Origin of the sequence: Erythrobacter sp. (genome assembly GCF_035194505.1) — a bacterium.
Lineage (GTDB): Bacteria > Pseudomonadota > Alphaproteobacteria > Sphingomonadales > Sphingomonadaceae > Erythrobacter.
Window position 1 is genome coordinate 651,316 of the sequence record NZ_CP136573.1, and the last position, 18,667, is coordinate 669,982.

The 18,667-nt window shown below is 65.4% G+C and carries 15 protein-coding genes; 5 read left to right on the top strand and 10 right to left on the bottom strand.

The features are described from left to right. The first annotated feature begins 62 nt into the window (after positions 1 to 62). On the top strand, positions 63 to 1,259 hold the full coding sequence (locus tag RSE14_RS03285; protein WP_324075812.1) for a thiolase family protein: 1,197 nt from the start codon (positions 63 to 65) through the stop codon (positions 1,257 to 1,259). Between the two features lie 21 nt (positions 1,260 to 1,280). On the opposite strand, the gene RSE14_RS03290 is transcribed toward RSE14_RS03285, so the two are convergent. Then, a complete protein-coding gene (locus tag RSE14_RS03290) occupies positions 1,281 to 1,742 on the bottom strand; it encodes an SH3 domain-containing protein (RefSeq protein WP_324075813.1) in 462 nt (153 codons plus the stop codon). A 133-nt stretch (positions 1,743 to 1,875) separates the two neighbouring features. Here RSE14_RS03290 and RSE14_RS03295 point away from each other — a divergent pair, with 133 nt between their 5' ends. Beyond that, positions 1,876 to 2,880, top strand: a complete 1,005-nt coding sequence (locus RSE14_RS03295; RefSeq protein ID WP_324075814.1) for a 2-hydroxyacid dehydrogenase — start codon at positions 1,876 to 1,878, stop codon at positions 2,878 to 2,880. A 22-nt stretch (positions 2,881 to 2,902) separates the two neighbouring features. Here RSE14_RS03295 and RSE14_RS03300 read toward each other — a convergent pair whose 3' ends face one another. From RSE14_RS03300 to RSE14_RS03325, 6 genes are all read right to left on the bottom strand, one after another. Then, positions 2,903 to 4,306, bottom strand: a complete 1,404-nt coding sequence (locus tag RSE14_RS03300; protein WP_324075815.1) for an NAD(P)H-dependent flavin oxidoreductase — start codon at positions 4,304 to 4,306, stop codon at positions 2,903 to 2,905. Between the two features lie 97 nt (positions 4,307 to 4,403). Continuing rightward, positions 4,404 to 5,135 (bottom strand): class I SAM-dependent methyltransferase, encoded by a 732-nt coding sequence (locus RSE14_RS03305; protein ID WP_416379358.1) that lies wholly within the window; start codon positions 5,133 to 5,135, stop codon positions 4,404 to 4,406. A 2-nt stretch (positions 5,136 to 5,137) separates the two neighbouring features. Beyond that, the gene (gene prfB, locus RSE14_RS03310) at positions 5,138 to 6,265 is read right to left on the bottom strand and encodes a peptide chain release factor 2 (protein WP_324075816.1); all 1,128 of its coding nucleotides are present in this window, start codon (positions 6,263 to 6,265) and stop codon (positions 5,138 to 5,140) included. A 115-nt stretch (positions 6,266 to 6,380) separates the two neighbouring features. Further along, complete coding sequence (locus RSE14_RS03315) at positions 6,381 to 6,920, bottom strand: peroxiredoxin (RefSeq protein WP_324075817.1); 540 nt, start codon at positions 6,918 to 6,920, stop codon at positions 6,381 to 6,383. Between the two features lie 53 nt (positions 6,921 to 6,973). Beyond that, positions 6,974 to 9,514: a penicillin-binding protein 1A gene (locus RSE14_RS03320; RefSeq protein WP_324075818.1), complete on the bottom strand. Its 2,541-nt coding sequence runs from the start codon at positions 9,512 to 9,514 to the stop codon at positions 6,974 to 6,976. Positions 9,515 to 9,568: 54 nt separating this feature from the next. Beyond that, on the bottom strand, positions 9,569 to 10,468 hold the full coding sequence (locus tag RSE14_RS03325; RefSeq protein WP_324075819.1) for an N-acetylmuramoyl-L-alanine amidase family protein: 900 nt from the start codon (positions 10,466 to 10,468) through the stop codon (positions 9,569 to 9,571). Between the two features lie 426 nt (positions 10,469 to 10,894). On the opposite strand from RSE14_RS03325, the gene RSE14_RS03330 reads away from it, so the two are divergent. Then, positions 10,895 to 13,579, top strand: a complete 2,685-nt coding sequence (locus RSE14_RS03330; RefSeq protein ID WP_324075820.1) for an Rne/Rng family ribonuclease — start codon at positions 10,895 to 10,897, stop codon at positions 13,577 to 13,579. A 71-nt stretch (positions 13,580 to 13,650) separates the two neighbouring features. Here RSE14_RS03330 and RSE14_RS03335 read toward each other — a convergent pair whose 3' ends face one another. Together RSE14_RS03335 and RSE14_RS03340 are read right to left on the bottom strand one after the other, a co-directional pair. Continuing rightward, the gene (locus RSE14_RS03335; RefSeq protein WP_324075821.1) at positions 13,651 to 14,283 is read right to left on the bottom strand and encodes a class I SAM-dependent methyltransferase; all 633 of its coding nucleotides are present in this window, start codon (positions 14,281 to 14,283) and stop codon (positions 13,651 to 13,653) included. A gap of 66 nt (positions 14,284 to 14,349) precedes the next feature. Further along, a complete protein-coding gene (locus tag RSE14_RS03340) occupies positions 14,350 to 15,813 on the bottom strand; it encodes a hypothetical protein (RefSeq protein ID WP_324075822.1) in 1,464 nt (487 codons plus the stop codon). A gap of 142 nt (positions 15,814 to 15,955) precedes the next feature. Between RSE14_RS03340 and RSE14_RS03345 the strand changes: the two genes are divergently transcribed. After that, positions 15,956 to 16,960 (top strand): D-alanine--D-alanine ligase family protein, encoded by a 1,005-nt coding sequence (locus RSE14_RS03345; RefSeq protein WP_324075823.1) that lies wholly within the window; start codon positions 15,956 to 15,958, stop codon positions 16,958 to 16,960. Here the strand turns inward: RSE14_RS03345 and RSE14_RS03350 are convergent. After that, positions 16,957 to 17,706 carry an SDR family NAD(P)-dependent oxidoreductase gene (locus RSE14_RS03350; protein WP_324075824.1) on the bottom strand — a complete coding sequence of 250 codons (750 nt, stop codon included), beginning with the start codon at positions 17,704 to 17,706 and terminating at the stop codon, positions 16,957 to 16,959. The genes RSE14_RS03345 and RSE14_RS03350 overlap by 4 nt on opposite strands. Before the next feature lie 160 nt (positions 17,707 to 17,866). Between RSE14_RS03350 and RSE14_RS03355 the strand changes: the two genes are divergently transcribed. Further along, complete coding sequence (locus tag RSE14_RS03355) at positions 17,867 to 18,646, top strand: succinate dehydrogenase iron-sulfur subunit (RefSeq protein ID WP_324075825.1); 780 nt, start codon at positions 17,867 to 17,869, stop codon at positions 18,644 to 18,646. Positions 18,647 to 18,667: the final 21 nt, after the last annotated feature.

Sequence of the window (18,667 nt, forward strand, 5' to 3'; positions counted from 1 at the left end):
CAATGCCGCAATGCAGCATTAGAGCGTCGGCCAAACACAAGACATCGCAGGAAGGACGTCCCATGACCCAGCTCTCCCCCGCCGATCCAATCGTGATCCTCTCTTACGCGCGCACGCCGATGGGCGCGATGCAGGGCGCATTGGCCGAGGTTGCGGCGACCGATCTGGGCGCGATTGCGGTGAAGGCCGCGGTCGAGCGTGCCGGCGTCGCCGGTGCGGATATCGACCGCGCTTATATCGGCTGCGTCCTGCCCGCAGGGCTCGGTCAGGCGCCGGCCCGTCAGGCGGCGATCAAGGCTGGTCTCCCCCAGTCGGTCCAGGCCACCACCGTCAACAAGGTCTGCGGCTCGGGCATGCAGACCGTGATCATGGGCGCCGAAGCACTCGCCAGCGGCACCATAGACATGGTGGTGGCTGGCGGGATGGAGAGCATGACCAATGCGCCCTACCTTCTGAAGAAGCACCGTTCGGGCGCGCGCCTCGGCCATGACACCGCCTATGACCACATGTTCCTCGACGGTCTGGAAGACGCTTACGAGCCGGGCCGCGCGATGGGCACCTTCGCGCAGGACACCGCCAACGCCTACCAGATGACCCGCGAGGAGATGGACGCCTATGCCATCGAATCGCTCGCCCGCGCCAACCGCGCCATTGCCAGCGGGGCCTTTGCCGATGAAGTCGTGCCGGTGACGGTGGCGACCCGCGCGGGCGATATCGTGGTCGAACATGACGAAGCCCCGTCCAAGGGCCGCCCGGACAAGATCCCGCAGCTGAAGCCCGCCTTCGCCAAGGACGGCACGATCACCGCTGCCACCTCGAGTTCGATTTCGGACGGTGCCGCAGCCCTCGTGCTGACCCGCGCCAGTGTTGCCGCGGCCAAGGGCCTTGCCCCTGTCGCCCGCGTGGTTGCCGTCGCGGCCCATGCACAGGCCCCGGCCGAGTTCACCACCGCACCGATCCCCGCGATCCAGAAGGTGCTCGACCGCGCCGGCTGGAGCGTCGATGATGTCGATCTGTTCGAAGTGAACGAGGCCTTCGCCTGCGTCGCCATGTTCGCGATGCGCGATCTCGGCATTGCCCACGAGAAGATCAACGTGAACGGCGGCGGTACCGCTCTCGGTCACCCGATCGGCGCGAGCGGCGCGCGGATTGTAGTGACTCTGATTGCCGCGCTCAAGGCGCAGGGCAAGACCCGCGGCGTCGCCAGCCTGTGCATCGGCGGCGGGGAAGCCACCGCCATCGCGGTTGAACTGGTCTGAGGGTCAAACGCCAGGCGGCGGTTATTCGTCGCCCGGCAAATCCTCGACGCCCCACAGGCGGGTCCGCGCGACCCAGCCCTTGCGCCCGGCGATATCGACTTCACACCAGTCCGCCTTGCAGCCCTTGAGCTGCGCGACCACGCCGGCCTGAGCCCGCCAGCGCAGCGCCGAACCCGCTTCGGGGCCTGCGCGCACATCGGCAAGTCCGCTTCCCGTCACCAGCGCGCCGCGTTCGGGATCGAGCTGGCTGCGCGCGATCCATCCGCGATCACCCTGCGGATCCTCGACCAGTCGCCAGCCCTCGCGCACCCGCACCACCTTCACCGGCAGGCCCTTGCGCTTGTAGACCCATTCGATCGGATATTCCTCGCTCGGGCCGACGCGCATGCGCACCTCGTCATAGCGCAAGGTTGCCCAATAGGGCACCTCGCGCTCCTGCGCGCGGGCTGGCGAGCCAGCCAGCATCGCGCCGGCCAGCGCCAAAAGTCCGATTGAATTGAAAAGTCGTAATCCCATCATCATGGGATGCGATAGCGCCATGTGCGCGGGCGATTCAAGGTCCGCGTGCCGTATCCCTGCTTGACCATCACGGCCCTCACGCATTAGCCGATGGACCATGCCAGACACCCGCACCCCGCTTGAACGCCCCCGCGTTATCGTCACCCGCCATCTGGTGCCCGAAGTCGAGGCGCGGATGCGCGAATTGTTCGACGTGGTGCTCAACGAAGGCGATGTCCCGCTGACCCGCGAGCAGCTTGCCGCCGCGATGCATGATTGCGACGTGCTGGTACCGACCGTCACCGACCGGATCGATGCCGAACTGATCGCGGGCGCTGCCCCGCGCCTTGGCCTGATCGCCAATTTCGGAGCGGGGACCGAGCATATTGATCTCGCCGCCGCCGCCGCGCGAAAAATCCTTGTCACCAACACCCCCGGCGTTTTCACCGACGACACCGCCGACCTTGCCATGGCAATGATCATCGGCGTGCCGCGCCGGGTGCGCGAAGGTACGGCGCTGGTGCGGCGCGGGGAATGGACCGGCTGGACGCCTTCGGGCCTGCTCGGTCGCAAGCTTGCAGGCAAGGTGCTCGGGATCATCGGCATGGGGCGTATCGGACAAGCCGTGGCCCACCGCGCCCGCGCCTTCGGGCTGGAGATCGCCTATACCAACCGCAAGCGCCTGCCCGAGGCCTTGGAGCGCATGCTCGGTGCGCGCTATGTCGCCGATGTCGATACGCTGATGGGCGAGGCCGATATCCTCACCCTCCACTGCCCGCTGACCGAGGAGACCCGCCATCTCGTCGATGCGCGGCGGATTGCCATGATGAAGCCGGGCAGCAGCATCATCAACACCGCGCGCGGCGAGATGATCGACACCGATGCGCTGGTCGCTGCGCTGCAATCAGGGCATCTCGCGGGCGCTGGGCTTGACGTTTATCCGGACGAGCCGAACGTCGACCGCCGGTTGATCGAGCACCCCAATGTCATGACCCTCCCCCACATCGGCAGCGCCACCACCGAGGGCCGCGAGGATTCTGGCCACAAGGTGATCGCCAATATCCGCATGTGGGCCGACGGCCACCGCCCGCCCGATCAGGTGCTGACGGCGCTGGTGCGCTAAACAGCCAGCGCCCGCAGAGCGGTCAATCCCCCGTCAAAATCCGCTCGACCAGCTCGCCCACGCTCGGGGTGTAGCCGTTCGAATAGAAGGGATCGGTCTTGAAGTTGTAGGCTGCGTGGCCTGCGAAGGCCAGGTTCCTGTCGGGATCGTCGCCGTGGGCAATGTCCTGCAGGGTCTTCTGGATGCAGAAGCTGCGCGGATCGGCCAAGCGGCCGGTGGTGAAGTCGTCGTGGTCCTTCCAGCTGGAAAAACCGCAATGCGACAGGCAGCCCATGCAATCCTGCTGGTCCTTGCGGATCGTCTCGCGCGCGTCGGGCGTGACGAAGACGATCGTGTCGTCGGGCGTCTTGAGCGGTTCGCTATGGCCGGCGCGCATCCACATTTCGGCGCGGGTCTTGTCTTCGGGCTTGACCCAGAAGCTGCGGGCCTTGCCGTCTTCGCCAAGCTGGACGGTGCCCTCTTCGGCGCCGCGCTTGAAGAAGGGGATCTGGCGCTCCGAACGGTGCATCAGATCATAGAGGAACGGGGTCTTCACCGCGCTCGAATAGAAACCGGTGGGCGAGAACTTGTGGAGCAGCACATCGCCCGGTTCGACCGTGCGCAGCATGTCCTTCCAGATCTGCGGGATCGGGCTTTCCTGCGTCAGCAGGGGACGGGTGCCGAACTGGAAGGCGATGGTGCCGAGCTCGGGATTGTCGATCCAGTCGTTCCAGTCGCGCAGATACCACACGCCGCCCGCCATCACGATCGGCACAGAATCGGCCACGCCCTCGGCGCGCATCACATCGCGCAGCGCTTTCACGCGCGGGTACGGATCTTCGGGCTTGGTCGGATCCTCGGCGTTGGAGAGGCCATTATGCCCGCCCGCCAGCCACGGGTCTTCATAGACCACCGCCGCCATCAGATCGGGCACCTTGTGGTAGGAACGCTTCCACAGCGCGCGGAAGGCGCGGCCGGAGCTGACGATCGGCAGGTAGCACACGTTGAAACGCGCCGCGATCTCGGCAAGCTTGTAGGGCATGCCAGCGCCGCAGGTGACGCCGGTCACCATGCCGCGGGTGTTTTCCAGCACGCCTTCGAGAACGGCCTGCGCCCCGCCCATTTCCCACAAGACGTTGATGTTGATCGCGCCCTTGCCGTTCGCGATCTCGTAGGCCTTCTTCACCTGCGTGGTCGCGCCGTCGATGGCGTAGCGGATCAGCTCCTGATGACGCTCCTCGCGGGTGCGGCCGTGATAGATCTGGGGGATGACATTGCCGTTGTCGTCATAGCTGTCGGCATTGACCGCACTGACCGTGCCGATCCCGCCCGCAGCCGCCCAGGCCCCCGAGCTTGCGTGGTTGGTTGCCGAAACACCCTTGCCGCCTTCAACCAGCGGCCAGACTTCACGCCCGCCATAGACGATCGGGCTCAATCCCTTGAACAATGAAAACTCCCTTTCGCGCCGTCCCTGTGGCGCGCATTTCGTGGTGGTGCATAGTCGCGTGAAGCCCGCGCCGCAATCTCTGAGGAAAACGTCCAGCCTAACCCATATTGCAGGGCTGGATCGCCTCCGGATCGGTGCGCGCCTTGCCGCGCGCAAAGCGGGCGAAATAGCCCTTGATGTCAGGGCGTTCGATATACTCGACCAGCACGTAGCCGACCGCCTCGAACTCGCAGAACAAGAGCGTGTGCGGCAGACCGTGGCGCCCGACGGGACTGTCGCTTTCCACCACAATGATCTGCCCTTCGGCGTTGAGCGCGGGCCACATCCGCCACAGGAAGGCGTAGGGCTCGGTCACCTCGTGATACATGTGGACCAGGAATATGCGGTCGAAGCTGTCAGCCGGAAGCTGCGGATCGTCCGGCTCGCCCAGCTTGATCGAGATGTTTTCGAGCCGCTCCTTCTCGACCCGCCGCCCGAGCCGTTGGAGCGCATCGCGGCTGATGTCCTGCGCCAGAACCCGGCCATCGCCACCGACCTTTTCAGCGAGGCGGACGGTGTAATAGCCCTCGCCCGCGCCGATGTCGGCGACTGTCATCCCTGCGCGAATTTCGGCGAGGTCCATCACGATCTGGGCCTCGTCGCGCTCGTCGCGTGCGTCCTCGTTGGCGAACTGGGTGGAGACGACCTTGGCAACCGGGCGGTCAGGCTTGGGAAACTCCATCGCGCTTTCGGGCCGCTCGGCCGTGACCGGCATCAGCTGGTCGCAGCCGGTCAGCGCCAGCGCGCCTGCCAGCAGCCATCCGCCCCGTGTCGCGCGAGCGCGGCTCATGCCTATTCGACGTCCTCGATCTCGACCGTCTCGCCCGTCACCCGCTGGGCGAGCGCGGCCGAGATGAAGGGATCGATCGAACCATCGAGCACCGCATCGGGCGAGGTCGAGACCACGCCGGTGCGCAGATCCTTGACCATCTGGTAGGGCTGCAAGACGTAGGAACGGATCTGGTGGCCCCAGCCAATATCGCTTTTGGAAGCATGCTCCGCGCTGGCAGCTTCCTCGCGGGCGCGCATCTCGGCTTCGTAAAGCCGCGCCTTCAGCATGTTCATCGCGATTTCGCGGTTCTTGTGCTGGCTGCGGTCCTGCTGGCTGGCCACCACGATCCCGCTCGGCTGGTGGGTGATGCGCACCGCCGAATCGGTGGTGTTGACGTGCTGACCGCCCGCGCCTGACGCGCGGTAGGTGTCGATCTTGAGATCGGCCGGATTGATTTCGATCTCGAAGCTGTCGTCGATCACCGGATAGACCCAGACGCTCGAAAAGCTGGTGTGGCGGCGCGCGGAGCTGTCATAAGGGCTGATGCGGACGAGGCGGTGCACACCGCTCTCGGTCTTGGCATAGCCATAGGCATTGTCGCCCTTGATCAACAGGGTGGCCGACTTGATCCCGGCCTGCTCGCCTGCCTGATATTCGACCGTATCGACCTTGAAGCCGCGCCGCTCGGCCCAGCGGGCGTACATGCGCAGCAGCATCTCGGCCCAATCCTGGCTTTCGGTGCCGCCTGCGCCGGCGTGGATTTCGAGGTAAGTGTCGTTGCCGTCTGCCTCGCCCGAAAGCAGTGCCTGAACCTTGTCGGCATCGGCCCGGTCAGCGAGCGCGGCGAGCGTCGCCAGGCCATCCTCGACGATCGCTTCCTCGCCCTCGGCCTCGCCCATCTCGATGAATTCGATCGCATCGGCCATTTCGGCGGCAATCTCGTTCACCGTATTGACCGCAGTTTCGAGCGTCTTCTGCTCACGGCTGATCGCCTGGGCCTGCTTGGGATTGTCCCAGAGATTCGGGTCCTGCACGCGAGCATTAAGCTCGTCGAGCCGGCGCAGCGCGCGCTCCCAGTCGAGCGACAGGCGCACCAGCGCCATCGCCGCTTCGATCCGGTTGATATATGAGTGGGCCTCGGCCCGCATGGCTGATCCTTTACTGAGCGCAAGCCCCAAAAGGGCGCGGAAATTCCGGCCCTGCGCTTAGCGCGGGCGGCGCGATTGTAAAGCGGCAGGCGGCACACCGCCCGCCCCCATCGGCTTACTTCTTGAGCGCGCGCACCGCAGCGAGGGTCTTTTCCACGTGGCCGCGATAATCGCTGTTGGAATGGACCGCGACGATCTTGCCGCTGGGCGCGATCACATAGGACGTTCGGGTGGTGAGGCCCGAAGTACCCATCGCCACGTCATAGCCGGAAATAACGCCGGGCACGGCCACGCCGACCGGAAAGGCATCGCGGCACTCCTGCTTGCTGAAGCGCTTCAGGGTCTCGATATCGTCGTTCGACATCCCGATCACGCTGGCGCCGGCCGCCTTGAACTGCGGCATGGCCTCGGCGAAGGCATTGGCTTCGAGCGTGCAGCCGCTGGTGAAGGCCTTGGGGTAGAAATAGAGCACCACTGGCCCCTTCGCGAGCGCGGCGCTGAGCGAGAAGCCGAATTCCTTGCCGGCCATCGCGGCACGCGTAGTGAAGGCAGGTGCCTTCTGGCCGACGGGCAGTTCTGCCGAGGCAGTGGTGGCGGAAAGGCCGGCAAACGCAAGAGCGGCTGCGGCGATGATGGGGGCAAGGTTTCTGGTCATGCTGTCGCAATCCTTCTGGGCGCTGCCGGTTCCCCGGCGATGCTGGGTTGTTGTCAGTCGGTGCCGCCCTGCTCTTCGGCCATGCCCGGCAGCGCGTCGGGATTGTCGTCCACCACTGCCCCAGCGGCGCTCTGGCGACCGGCCCGGATCAGTTGGAGGATCTCGTTGCGGCGCGCGGCGATCTCGTCCTGGCGGGTATAGCGCTCGGGCTCGGTATCGGGCTTGAAAGCCTCCCAGATGATCGCCGATTTGGGATCATCGGTCGGCCAGCCATCGAGCACGCGCTTGCCCGAACGCCGGTCCACCCGCACCATGCGCACGCCCTGCGGCGCCACGGGGGGAAGATCGGACCATTTCGCACGGGTCTTTTCGATCAGGCTTTTGATGATCGGCGCTGAGATCGTGCCGCCAAAGGCATAGCCGCCCATATTGCGCGGCTGGTCAAAGCCGACATAGGCGCCCGCGATCATTTGCTGGGTGCCGCCGATGAACCACACGTCCTTGGGGCCGGTGGTGGTGCCGGTCTTGCCGAATAGCGGCAGGCCCAGCGGATTGAGCACGGTCGCCGTCCCGCGGCTGACCGCGCCGCGCAGCATGTGCATCACCTGAAAGGCGGTGCGCGCATCCATCGCCTGCGTGCCCTTGAGCCCGAGGCGCGGCATCGGCTTGCCGTCCCATTTCGCCATGCTGCAACCGCGGCATTCACGCATGTCGGCCCGCCACAGCACCTTGCCACGCCGGTCCTGCACATAGTCGATGACGGTGGGCTGGTTCAGGCGTCCGTGATTGGCGAGCGCGGAATAGGCGGCGACCATCTTGGACAGCGTCGTCTCGCCCGCGCCGAGAGCCGTCGAGGGATAGGGATCGAACTTGCCGATGCCGAGCTTGGCGATCGCGCTCACAACATTGGGCATTCCGGCGCTCATGCCGATCTGCACGGTCATGATGTTCTGCGACTGCTCAAGCCCGTAGCGCATCGGATGCTGCCCGCCGCCGCCCGGTCCGCCGCGGATGCACTTCTCGCCGAGATTGGCACCCTGATAATAGCAGAAGCGCGAGTTATCGATCTGGGTCGAAGGGGTCATCCCATTGTCGAGCCCGGTGGCGTAGACAAACGGCTTGATGGTCGAACCCGGCTGACGCATCGCCTGCGTGGCGCGGTTGAAATCGGACAGGCGGTTGTCGAACCCGCCCTGCATCGCCAGCACACGGCCATATTGCGCGTTCTGGACGACCAGCGCGCCCTGCGCCTCGGGGATGGTGCGGACATTCCAGCCATTACCCGAAGGGCTCGCGGCGATGACATGACCTGTCTTCAGCGCGTCGGGCAATCCATAGAGCGGCGCTTCGTTGCCATCGGCAAAACCGATCCGTGCCGATGTGCCGCTGCGGCTGGTGACGACGCCGATCTTCCAGTCGCGATAGCTTATGCCAAGCGGCGAGGATTGCAGCTGGCTTGCCCAATTGCCCTCGCGCACATCGATGGTGGCGATCGGCTTGGTCCAGGCGCGTCCGCCGTGATAGCGCAGCAAGCCTTCGCGCAGCGCGTCGCGCGCGGCTAGCTGGATCTGCGGATCGAGGCTGGTGCGCACCCACAGGCCACCGGCATAGACCGAATTCGCCCCGTCCTCGGCATTCTCGCCAAAACGCTCGATCAGCTCGCGGCGGACTTCCTCAAGGAAATAGCCCGCATCGACGCTGCGTTCGCGCCGCTGGGTGACAATGCCGAGCGGCTTGGCGGCCGCTGCACGGCGCTCGGAGCCGGTGATGAAGCCGTTGGCTTCCATCTGGTTCAGCACGAAATTGCGGCGTTCAAGCGCGGCCTGCTCCTGCCCTTTGCGGCCATAGCGCTCGGGCGCCTTCGGCAGGATCGCAAGGAAGGCCATCTCGTGCAGTTCGAGATCATCGACATCCTTGTCGAAATAGGCGCGCGATGCGGCCTGCACCCCGAAAGAGCGCCGCCCGAGCGGGATCTCGTTCAGATAGAGTTCGAGGATTTCCTGCTTGGTCAGGACCTGTTCGATGCGCCCGGCGAGGATCATTTCCTTCAACTTGCGGGTGACCGAATATTCGTCCCCCAGCAGAAGATTCTTGGCGACCTGCTGGGTGATCGTCGAACCGCCCACCGCACGCTCGCCGGTGCCGGCCTTGCGGGCATAGTCGAACACCGCATTGGCCGTGCCGAGGAAATCGACCCCGCCGTGGCTGAAGAAGGTCTTGTCCTCGGCAGCGAGATAGGCCTCGATCAGCTTCTGCGGGAAATCGGCATATTGCAGCTGCACGCGCCGCTCGCGCGCATAGGAATGGACGATCCCGCCGTCATAGCCGCGCACCTGCGTGGGTAGCGGGGTTTCGTAGGTGAGCAGCGTCTCGGCCTCGGGCAGATCGCTCGCCAGCCACACGAACACCGCGATCCACAAGGCAAGGCCTGCGCCAGCAAGGCTCGCCATGATCCGGAAAAGGCGGCTTTGCGCCCATTTGCTGCGGAACCATGCCAGCGCCATGCCGATATCGCGGTTCACGCGGAAGCGCAGATAGGCCCAGGCGGATTGCGCGGGGGCGTCCTGCGGAGGGGTGGGGGTCGGCTCGGTCATGGGCGAGGCGCAACTAGCATGGGGGACTTGGCCAAGGAAAGCGGCTTTTCCGGCCTATTCTCCGCCTGCTCCATCATCGCTGGCCCGCGCGAAATAGACCCGGATCGCCTGTGCCAGCACCCCGGCCATCTGCCCCTGCCCCTGCGGCGTGGTAAGGCGCGCGCGATCGAGCTGGTTGGTGACGAACCCGCTTTCGAACAGCACCGAGGGCACATCTGGTGCACGCAGCACCGCCAGCGCAGCCGAGCGGCTCGGCTGGGGATGGAAGGCGAGCCTGCCCTCCCCCTCGCGCAGCACCAGACCGGAAAAGGCCATCGCGGCTTCCTGCGCACGCTGCTGCGACAGCCCGACCAGAATTGCGCTCACCGCCTCACTCTGCCCCTCAATAGCGATGCCATTCAACCGGTCGGCATCGTTCTCGCGCGCGGCAAAGCGGGCGGCGGCCTCGCTCGATGCGTCGTTCGACAAGGTGTAGATGCTCGCCCCGCTGACATTGTCCTGCTCGCCGGCGGAATCGGCGTGGATCGAGACAAACAGATCAGCGTCCAGCAACCGCGCGACCTCGGGCCGGTGCGGCAGCGGCAGGATGCGATCATCTTCGCGGGTCAGCGCCACGCGGATACGGCCCGAGCGCAGCAACTCATCGCGCAGCGCCAGCGCAAGAGCGAGCGTGATGTCCTTCTCCTGCACCTTGCGACCCTGCGCGTCGGACCCGATCGCCCCGGGATCGCGCCCGCCATGCCCGGCGTCGATCACCACCAGCGGCAGCGAGGGATCCTTGGGGCCGGAAATCGCGGGCAGATCGACCGGCATGTCGCCGGGCCCTAGCGGGAAATGCAGCACGTAGTCGCGCCCCAGAGCCGGCACCGGAACGCGCAAACCTGTCGCCGCCGCACCGCCCAGCAGCAGCGCGGGAACCAGCAGCACGATCAGCAGCAGGGTGCGAAAGCTCATGTCGTCTTTCGCTTACGTTCTTGCCCTGTGATAACGCAATAGAGTTGCGGGCTTTGTCCCATGCTGCTAGCAAGCTTTCACGAGAGGCTGCATCCTGATGCCATGGCATCCGAACAGCTCGCCTCTCGCACCGGGCCGCCTTCTTCTTACGGCTCCCGGTTCCAGAACAGGTTGATGTTGTGACAAGACGCTTTTCCCCGCAAATCCGTGCAGTGCGTGCTTTGCCCGCCTGCGTTGTTGCGGGCCGGAGCGCGGCCGAGCGCCGCAGTCCTGTCGCTCCAGACACGAGCTTCGCGCCTCCGGCCCATCGCGGCCCGGGCGTGACAATCCCTTCCGGTCGCCCTTCCGGGCTGGCCGGTTCATCCCACAATCGGCGTCCCCTTTTCAGCCCCTCGCGGGCAAGGCTGGACGCATGGAGACTATTCAATGGCAACGCGCATGCTGATCGATGCGCGCCACCCGGAAGAAACCCGGGTGGCGGTCCTGCAGGGCAACCGTATTGAGGAATTCGACTTTGAATCTGCCGAACACAAGCAGATCAAGGGCAATATCTATCTCGCCAAGGTAACCAGGGTCGAACCGTCGCTTCAGGCGGCGTTCGTCGATTTCGGCGGCAATCGCCACGGCTTCCTGGCCTTCAGCGAGATCCACCCCGACTACTACCAGATTCCCAAGGCAGACCGCGACGCACTGCTGGCCGAAGAGGCCGAGGCCGCCGAGGAAGAAGAGCGCCTGCGGGCCGAGGAAGAGGACGAGGGCATCTCGCCCGGCGAGGAATACGACGCCGAGGATGACAGCGGCGAAGCGCTCGCCGAAGACTTTGCCGAGAACGGCGTCGAGGAAGTCGACACTTCCGACAAGGACGATGTCGCCACCATCGAGGATGGCGCTTCGGACGAAGATGGCTCGGACGACGAGACCGGCGAGAGCGACGACTCCGCCGAAGACAGCGAGGGCGGCGAAGATCGCGGCCGTCGTGGCCGTGGCCGCCGCCGTCAGGGCAAGGGCGGTGACAAGGGTGGCCGCAGCCGCGCCAAGCAGGTAGACGAAGTGCGCGCCAAGCGCATGGCCCTGCGCCGCCGCTACAAGATCCAGGACGTGATCCAGCGCCGTCAGGTGCTGCTGGTGCAGGTCGTCAAGGAAGAGCGCGGCAACAAGGGCGCAGCGCTCACCACCTATCTCAGTCTCGCCGGCCGCTACACCGTGCTGATGCCCAACTCGTCGCATGGCGGCGGGATCAGCCGCAAGATCAGCTCGACCAGTGATCGCAAGCGCCTGAAGGAAATGGTCTCGGACCTCAAGCTCCCCAAGAGCATGGGCCTGATCGTCCGCACCGCCGGGATGAGCCGCACCAAGCCCGAGATCAAGCGCGACTTCGATTACCTCGCCCGCGTGTGGGACGAGATCCGCGAAAAGACCCTCGCCTCGGTTGCGCCCGCACTGATCCATTCGGACAGCGATCTCATCAAGCGTGCGATCCGCGACATCTACAACAAGGAAATCGAGGAAGTCGTCGTCGAGGGCGAGGAAGGCTACAAGTCAGCCAAGGCCTTCATGAAGCTGCTGATGCCCAGCCACGCAAGGCGGGTGAAAGCCTATTCCGATCCGGTGCCGCTGTTCCAGCGCTATGGCGCGGAAGACCAGCTGCGCGCGATGTATGATCCGATGGTGCAGCTGAAGTCCGGCGGTTACCTGATCATCAACCCGACCGAGGCGCTGGTCTCGATCGACATCAACTCCGGCCGCTCGACCAAGGAACACAATATCGAGCAGACTGCGCTCCACACCAACCTCGAGGCGGCGCGCGAGATCGCCCGCCAGCTGCGCCTGCGCGACATGGCGGGCCTGGTCGTGATCGACTTCATCGACATGGAGTATTCCTCCAACGTCCGTAAGGTCGAAAAGGCGATGAAGGACGCGCTCAAGAATGATCGTGCGCGCATCCAGATCGGCCGGATCAGCTCCTTCGGCCTGATGGAAATGAGCCGCCAGCGCCTGCGCACCGGCGTGCTCGAAGCCACCACCCGCCCCTGCCCGCATTGCGATGGCACGGGTCTGGTGCGCACGGCATCGTCGGCGGGCCTTTCGGCACTGCGTCTGATCGAGGACGAGGCAGCCAAGGGCAAGGGCACGCAGATCCGTCTGGCCGCGAGCACCGAGGCGGCGATCTACCTCCTCAACGAAAAGCGCGCAGACCTGGTCGAGATTGAACAGCGTTACGGCGTCACCGTGGCGGTTGTCCCCGAAGGCGAGGATGAAGGCGCGAAGATGAGCGTCTCCAGCGCCGGTCCGCGTCCAGCCCAGGCCCCGCGCTTCGATCCGATCATCGACGAGGACGAGGACGAGGAACTTCTCGAGGAAGAAGAAGCCTGGGAAGAAGAGGAAGAAGAGCGCGCCCCGCGCGAACGCCGCGAACGTCGTGACAGCGCCGAGGGCGATGATGATGGCGGCCGCAAGAAGAAGCGCCGCCGCCGTCGTGGCGGCCGCGGTCGCAATCGTCAGGATCGTGAAGACGGTGCCGAGGGCGAGGCCGACGAGATCGGTGAAGCCACCGATGGCGAGGATGAGGGCGAGGCCCGCACCGAAGCTGCAACCGGCGAGGATGGCGAAGGTCGTCCGAAGAAGCGTCGTCGTCGCGGCGGTCGCGGCCGCAAGCGTCGCGACGGCACGTACGAAGGCGCCGAAGGCGAAACCGGCGATGATAGCGCCGAAGCTGAGGTCGAAGCAGGCGAGGCTGAAGCAGCCGAAGCCGCCGCCGAAGCGCCCGCAGCCGAACCGGAAGTGGCCGAAGAGGCTCCGGCCGAAAAGCCCAAGCGCAAGCGCGCTCCGCGCAAGCCCAAGGTGACCGAAGCCGAAGCCGAAGCCGAAGCCGAGGCCGAAGCAGCTCCCGCTGCCGAAGAACCGGCTGCCGAAGTGACGGAAGAAGCGCCCGCCGAAGCCGAAAAGCCCAAGCGCAAGCGTGCGCCGCGCAAGGCGAAGGTCGCCGAGGCCGAGCCTGCCGAAGTGGCCGAAGTCTCCACCCCTGCCCCTGCGCCGGCTCCCGAAGCGGCGCAGGACGAGGGCGAGGCCAAGCCGCGCAAAGGCTGGTGGAGCCGCACTTTCGGCGAGTAGTCGCTGACATTAAAGCAACGAAAAGGGGCGGGAGCGGCAAGCCACTCCCGCCCCTTTTCATGTGCGGCTGCTCAGGCGGGCTTTCGAGCGATGCCCCACTCCATCCATCCGGCAAAGCGCGGGGCCTTGGGCGTATAGCCTTCCCCCAGCGGCTCGACGGCAAAGCCTGCCCCTGCCAACGCAGAGGTGATCGGACGGGTCAGATGGCAGCCTCCGGCAAGGTGCTTCCAGACGGGTTCGATCCGCTCCTGCCAGCGGCGCACCGATGGATCAGGCGCGCGGCCATGCTCAAGGAACAGCAGACGGCCACCGGGGCGCAGGATGCGGCGCATCTCGCGCATCACCTGTGCCGGATCATCAACCGAACACAGGGTAAAGGTGCACACCGCACAGTCGAAGCTGTCGTCGGCAAAGGGGATCGCCTCGCCCCGCCCTTGCCTGAGGTCCGCCGCCCAGCCCTTGGCCGCAGCCGCTGCGCGGGTGGCATCGAGCAGGCCCTCATGCGGGTCGATCCCGGCATAGGACGTGACCGCGCCAGCATCGTAGAATTCGTGATTGATCCCGCCGCCGCATCCGACTTCGAACACATCACCCGCAGCCTTGGGCACCACGGCGCTGCGACGCTTCATCACCTGACCCTGCGAACAGGCGCAGGTGATCAGGCGCGGCATGATATTGGCTTCGTACCAGCCCGAAAGGCCCATCCCCTGCTCTCCATTCCGGCGACCCTTGGGCGATACTAGCCCAAAGCCGCCGTGAGGAAAGCGGCTTCAGCCTGCCATCTTTGCGGCGACGGCTTTGAGGCCCGTGGCAATCCGCGCCATATCATCGGCAATGCCGGCATCGCGGGTCGCCGGATCGAGCGCGTCCCATGTAGTGAGCTGCGGCATGGAGAGGCCGACGCGCATCGTCCCACCCCAACCGCCATCCACGCGCACGCACTTGACCGGCTGGCCGAGACGGATGCCATCCAGCGCCAGCGCCTTGTGCGCGGCCTGTGCGGCATCGAAGGTTTCGAGCCCCGCCAGCCCTGACAGGTCGAGCGTCGCCAGCGTGCGCATCTCGATCGGGCTGTCACCCTCGTCGCCGCTGCCCGGGGTCACCCGTGCAAGACCAAGAGGAGCGAGCAGGTGATCGCGAAGACCGTCCTCAAAGGAGGCAATCATCGCCTCGACGCGCGGCATGGGGATCGCCTGAAAGCGTTCGATCTCGAACAGCGCCGCTTCGAGCCGCAGCGCGAGGGCGGCATTGGCACTGTCCTCGAGCCGCTCGGCTCCCGGCCAACCGGCGGGCCATTCGGCACGGCGGAAGATGCGCGCGAAACCTTCGGGCAGCGGCGCAGCGCCCGTGGTCAGCGTGCGCGGCACCAGCGCCCAGCCATTGAAGGGCGGCGCGCCGACGAATTTCGATCCGGTCATCAGTACGATCACACCGCGCGCCAGATAATCGGCAATCGCCGCGCTGGTGATACGCGCCTGGCAGGCATCGACCACGAAGGTCGCGGAATCGCCGAATTCGGCCAGCAGCGCGTCAAGATCGCCAAGCTGGGGAAGGACCAGCCCGGTCTTCGAGCCGTGGACGCAGTGCACCACGCTATGCTTGCCCGAAGCGCGGGCAGCGGCAATCCCTTCGGCCATGGCGGCGGCGATCCCGGCGCTGGCATGGGCCTCGCCATCAGGACAGCGCACCGGCACATCGACCAGCGTGATCTCGCCCATGCCGGCCACATCCTCGCCCGGCGCGACGCCTTCGGTCAGCGCGGTTTCATTGGCAAAGAAGCGGCCATGCGCGGAATGGATGCAGCCCGATCCGATCTCGTCCGCGCCCAGCAGGATGTTGTGGATGCCCGCCTGTCCGCGCCCCAGGGCCACCGCCAGCGCTACATATTCAAGATCGGTGCCCGACGGCGCGAAGACGATATCGCAGGCCTCATCAATGCCATAGGCCGCCCGGATGCGACCGCGCACATCCTCGAGCCGCGCGGCATAGCTCTGCCCCGCCCGCTCGCCCTCGGCCGCCAGCAGATGCGCGAAGGCGTCTGCGGAAATGTCGCTCACGGTCGAGGAGGAATAGGCCAGAACAGCGCGCGGATAGGGCGCGGAGAGATATTTGTTGAGCCCGCTCGCGTCATCGAGCGTGATCCGTGCATCGCCTCCGCCCGACAGCGCTGCGACCAGCGCGCGCGCATTTGCTGAGGCGTCAAACCCATCAAGCGGGCGATTGAGAGGGGGCAAGATGGCAACCTTTCGGGGGGCACAAGGCCGGCTTGGCCGCGTGTTAGAGAAACCGCTGCGCCAATAAAACCGCAAAATGCATCTGGCGCAGCTGTCCCTCGCGCACTACATGGCGCCCCTTCCTGCAAGAGGCTTGCCGAACATGACCAGCTACCCCGCCCCGCTCCGCATTCCCGAGGAAGCCAAGCAGCGGCTCAAGATCCTGTTCATCGCCAAGAACGCGCTGTGGGATGGCTCGGGCAGCGCCGAGGACGGCAACCACGCGACCTATCACGTCGAGATGCGCGAAGTGCTCAAGGGGCTCGGCCTCAACCTGAGGGTCGAGGACAAGTTCGAAGTGCTGTTTGACAAGCCCGAGGTCGATTTCGTCTTCCCGCTGCTCAACCGCGCGGGCTTCTTCAATTCGGAAATGCTCTGCCCGCTGCTCTGCGAGCGCGCCGGCCTGCCCTATCTTGGCGCAAGCCCGATCCTGCGCGGCCTCTCGGACGACAAGCATCTTGCCAAGCGCGCCGTGCGCGACGCTGGCGTGCCGACCGCACCCTGGGCAATCTACCGCCGCGGCGCGCCGATCGATCCGTCCAAGTGCCCCGAAGGCACGCGCTTCGTGGTGAAGCCCAATAATTCCTCGGCGAGCTGGGGCGTGATGGACGCGACCGACTGGCCGAGCGTCGAGAAAGCGATCCATGGCGTTCACGAGCTGGGCCATGACGCGCTGGTCGAACCCTTCATCGACGGCAGCGACGTGGAAGTGCCGGTGGTGACGATTGGCAACGAGCCGGTGATCCTGCCGATGATGATCTTCCGCCAGGCCGATCCCTCGCACCTGCGCACCTATCAGGAAAAGCGCGATCTGGTGGATCGCAGCCAGAAATACTCGCTCGATCCCTTCGAGAACCCCGCAATGATCGCCAAGATCACCGAATATACCAAGGCCGCGATGCAGGAATATCGCCCCTTCGATTACGGCCGCTTCGAATTCCGGGTGAACGAGGAAACCGGCGACATCACCTTCCTGGAACTGAACCTCAACTGCAACCTGTGGTCGCAGAAGGTGTTCGGGCGCGCGGCCAAGCTGGCCGGCTGGACGCAGGAACAGCTGATCGAGACGCTGGTGGCCGAAAGCCTCGCGCGCCACGGGCTGATCTAGGCGGGGATTTCCTCGCCGCGAAAATCGAACACCCGGCCCGAATGTTCGGGCTGCAAGCGCGACAACACGCCGAGCAAGTTGGCGGCTGCATCTTCGGGCGCGGTCAGTTGGCCTTCGGCGAGGTTCGACTGGAAGGGCTGCGAGAGCACCGAATCCACGGTCCCGGGATGCAGGCCGACGATCACGCCCTCCGGATGCGTGCGCGCCATTTCCAGCGCGAAGTTCTTCAACAGCATGTTGAGTGCGGCTTTCGACGCGCGGTAGGAATGCCACCCGCCAAGCCGGTTGTCCGAAATCGACCCGACCCGCGCCGAAAGCGCGGCAAAGCGGAACGCCCGCCCGCGCGGCATCAGCGCAAGGCAATGCTTGGCAATCAGCGCCGGGCCGATCGTGTTCAATGCCAGCACCTCCGCCATGCTTGCCGGATCAAGCCGCTTGTATGTGCGCTCAGGGCCGGTCCCGTCCGCCAGTGTCAGCACGCCGGTGGCAACGATTACCCATTCAGGCGGATCATCGCGCATCGCTTCGGCTGAGGCGGCAATGCTCGCCTCGTCGGCAAGATCGAAAGCAAATGGGCGGACGCCTGACAGCGAGGGGGCGGCGCCGCTGCGCGATCCCGCATAGATCACCTGCGTCCCGCGCGCCGCCAGTGCTTCAACCAGCGCCCGTCCGATCCCGCCGGACGCGCCGAACACCGCCGCGCTGCGCGGCCACGCCCCTGCCTCACCCGCCAATTGTCCTGTCATTGCCATCGCTGCTCAAAGCGCATCCGCGCCCGCTTGGTTCCACAAGGTGTGGCAGGCTCAACCCCTGTGCGAAATCATGCAAGATTTGGGGGTAACCGCCCGCTTGCCAGCGTCGGCAGAGCCGTTAGATAGGGTGCAAATTGCAACGCGGGATCACGTCATGGCAACCTTCACTCTTCCCAAGAATTCCAAGATCAATGCCAATGGCAAGGTCCACAAGGCCGAAGGCGGCCGGGTCAAGTCGTTCAAGATCTACCGCTACGATCCCGACAGCGGCCAGAACCCGCGCTATGACAAGTTCGAGATCAATCTCGACGAATGCGGGCCGATGGTTCTGGACGCCCTGTTCAAGATCAAGAACGAGATCGACCCGACCCTGACCTTCCGCCGTTCGTGCCGCGAGGGGATCTGCGGTTCGTGCTCGATGAACATGAACGGCAAGAACGGCCTCGCCTGCACCACCGCGATCGAGGATCTCAAGGGCGAAATCCGCATCACCCCGCTGCCGCACATGGACGTGATCAAGGACCTCGTGCCCGACTTCACCCATTTCTACGCGCAGTACGCCTCGATCCGTCCGTGGCTCCAGACTGTCAGCCCCACGCCCTCGGGCAAGGAGCGGCTGCAATCGCCCGAACAGCGTGAAAAGCTCGACGGGCTTTACGAGTGCATCCTGTGCGCCTGCTGCTCGACCTCGTGCCCGAGCTACTGGTGGAATTCGGACAAGTTCCTCGGCCCGGCGATCCTGCTCCAGGCCTATCGCTGGCTCGCTGACAGCCGCGACGAGATGACCGGCGAGCGGCTGGACGATCTGGAAGATCCGTTCCGCCTCTACCGCTGCCACACCATCATGAACTGCGCGAATGTCTGCCCCAAGGGCCTGAGCCCCGCCAAGGCGATCGCCGAAACCAAGAAGATGATGGCCGAGCGCGCGATCTGATCGGCAGCGATCAGACAGCGC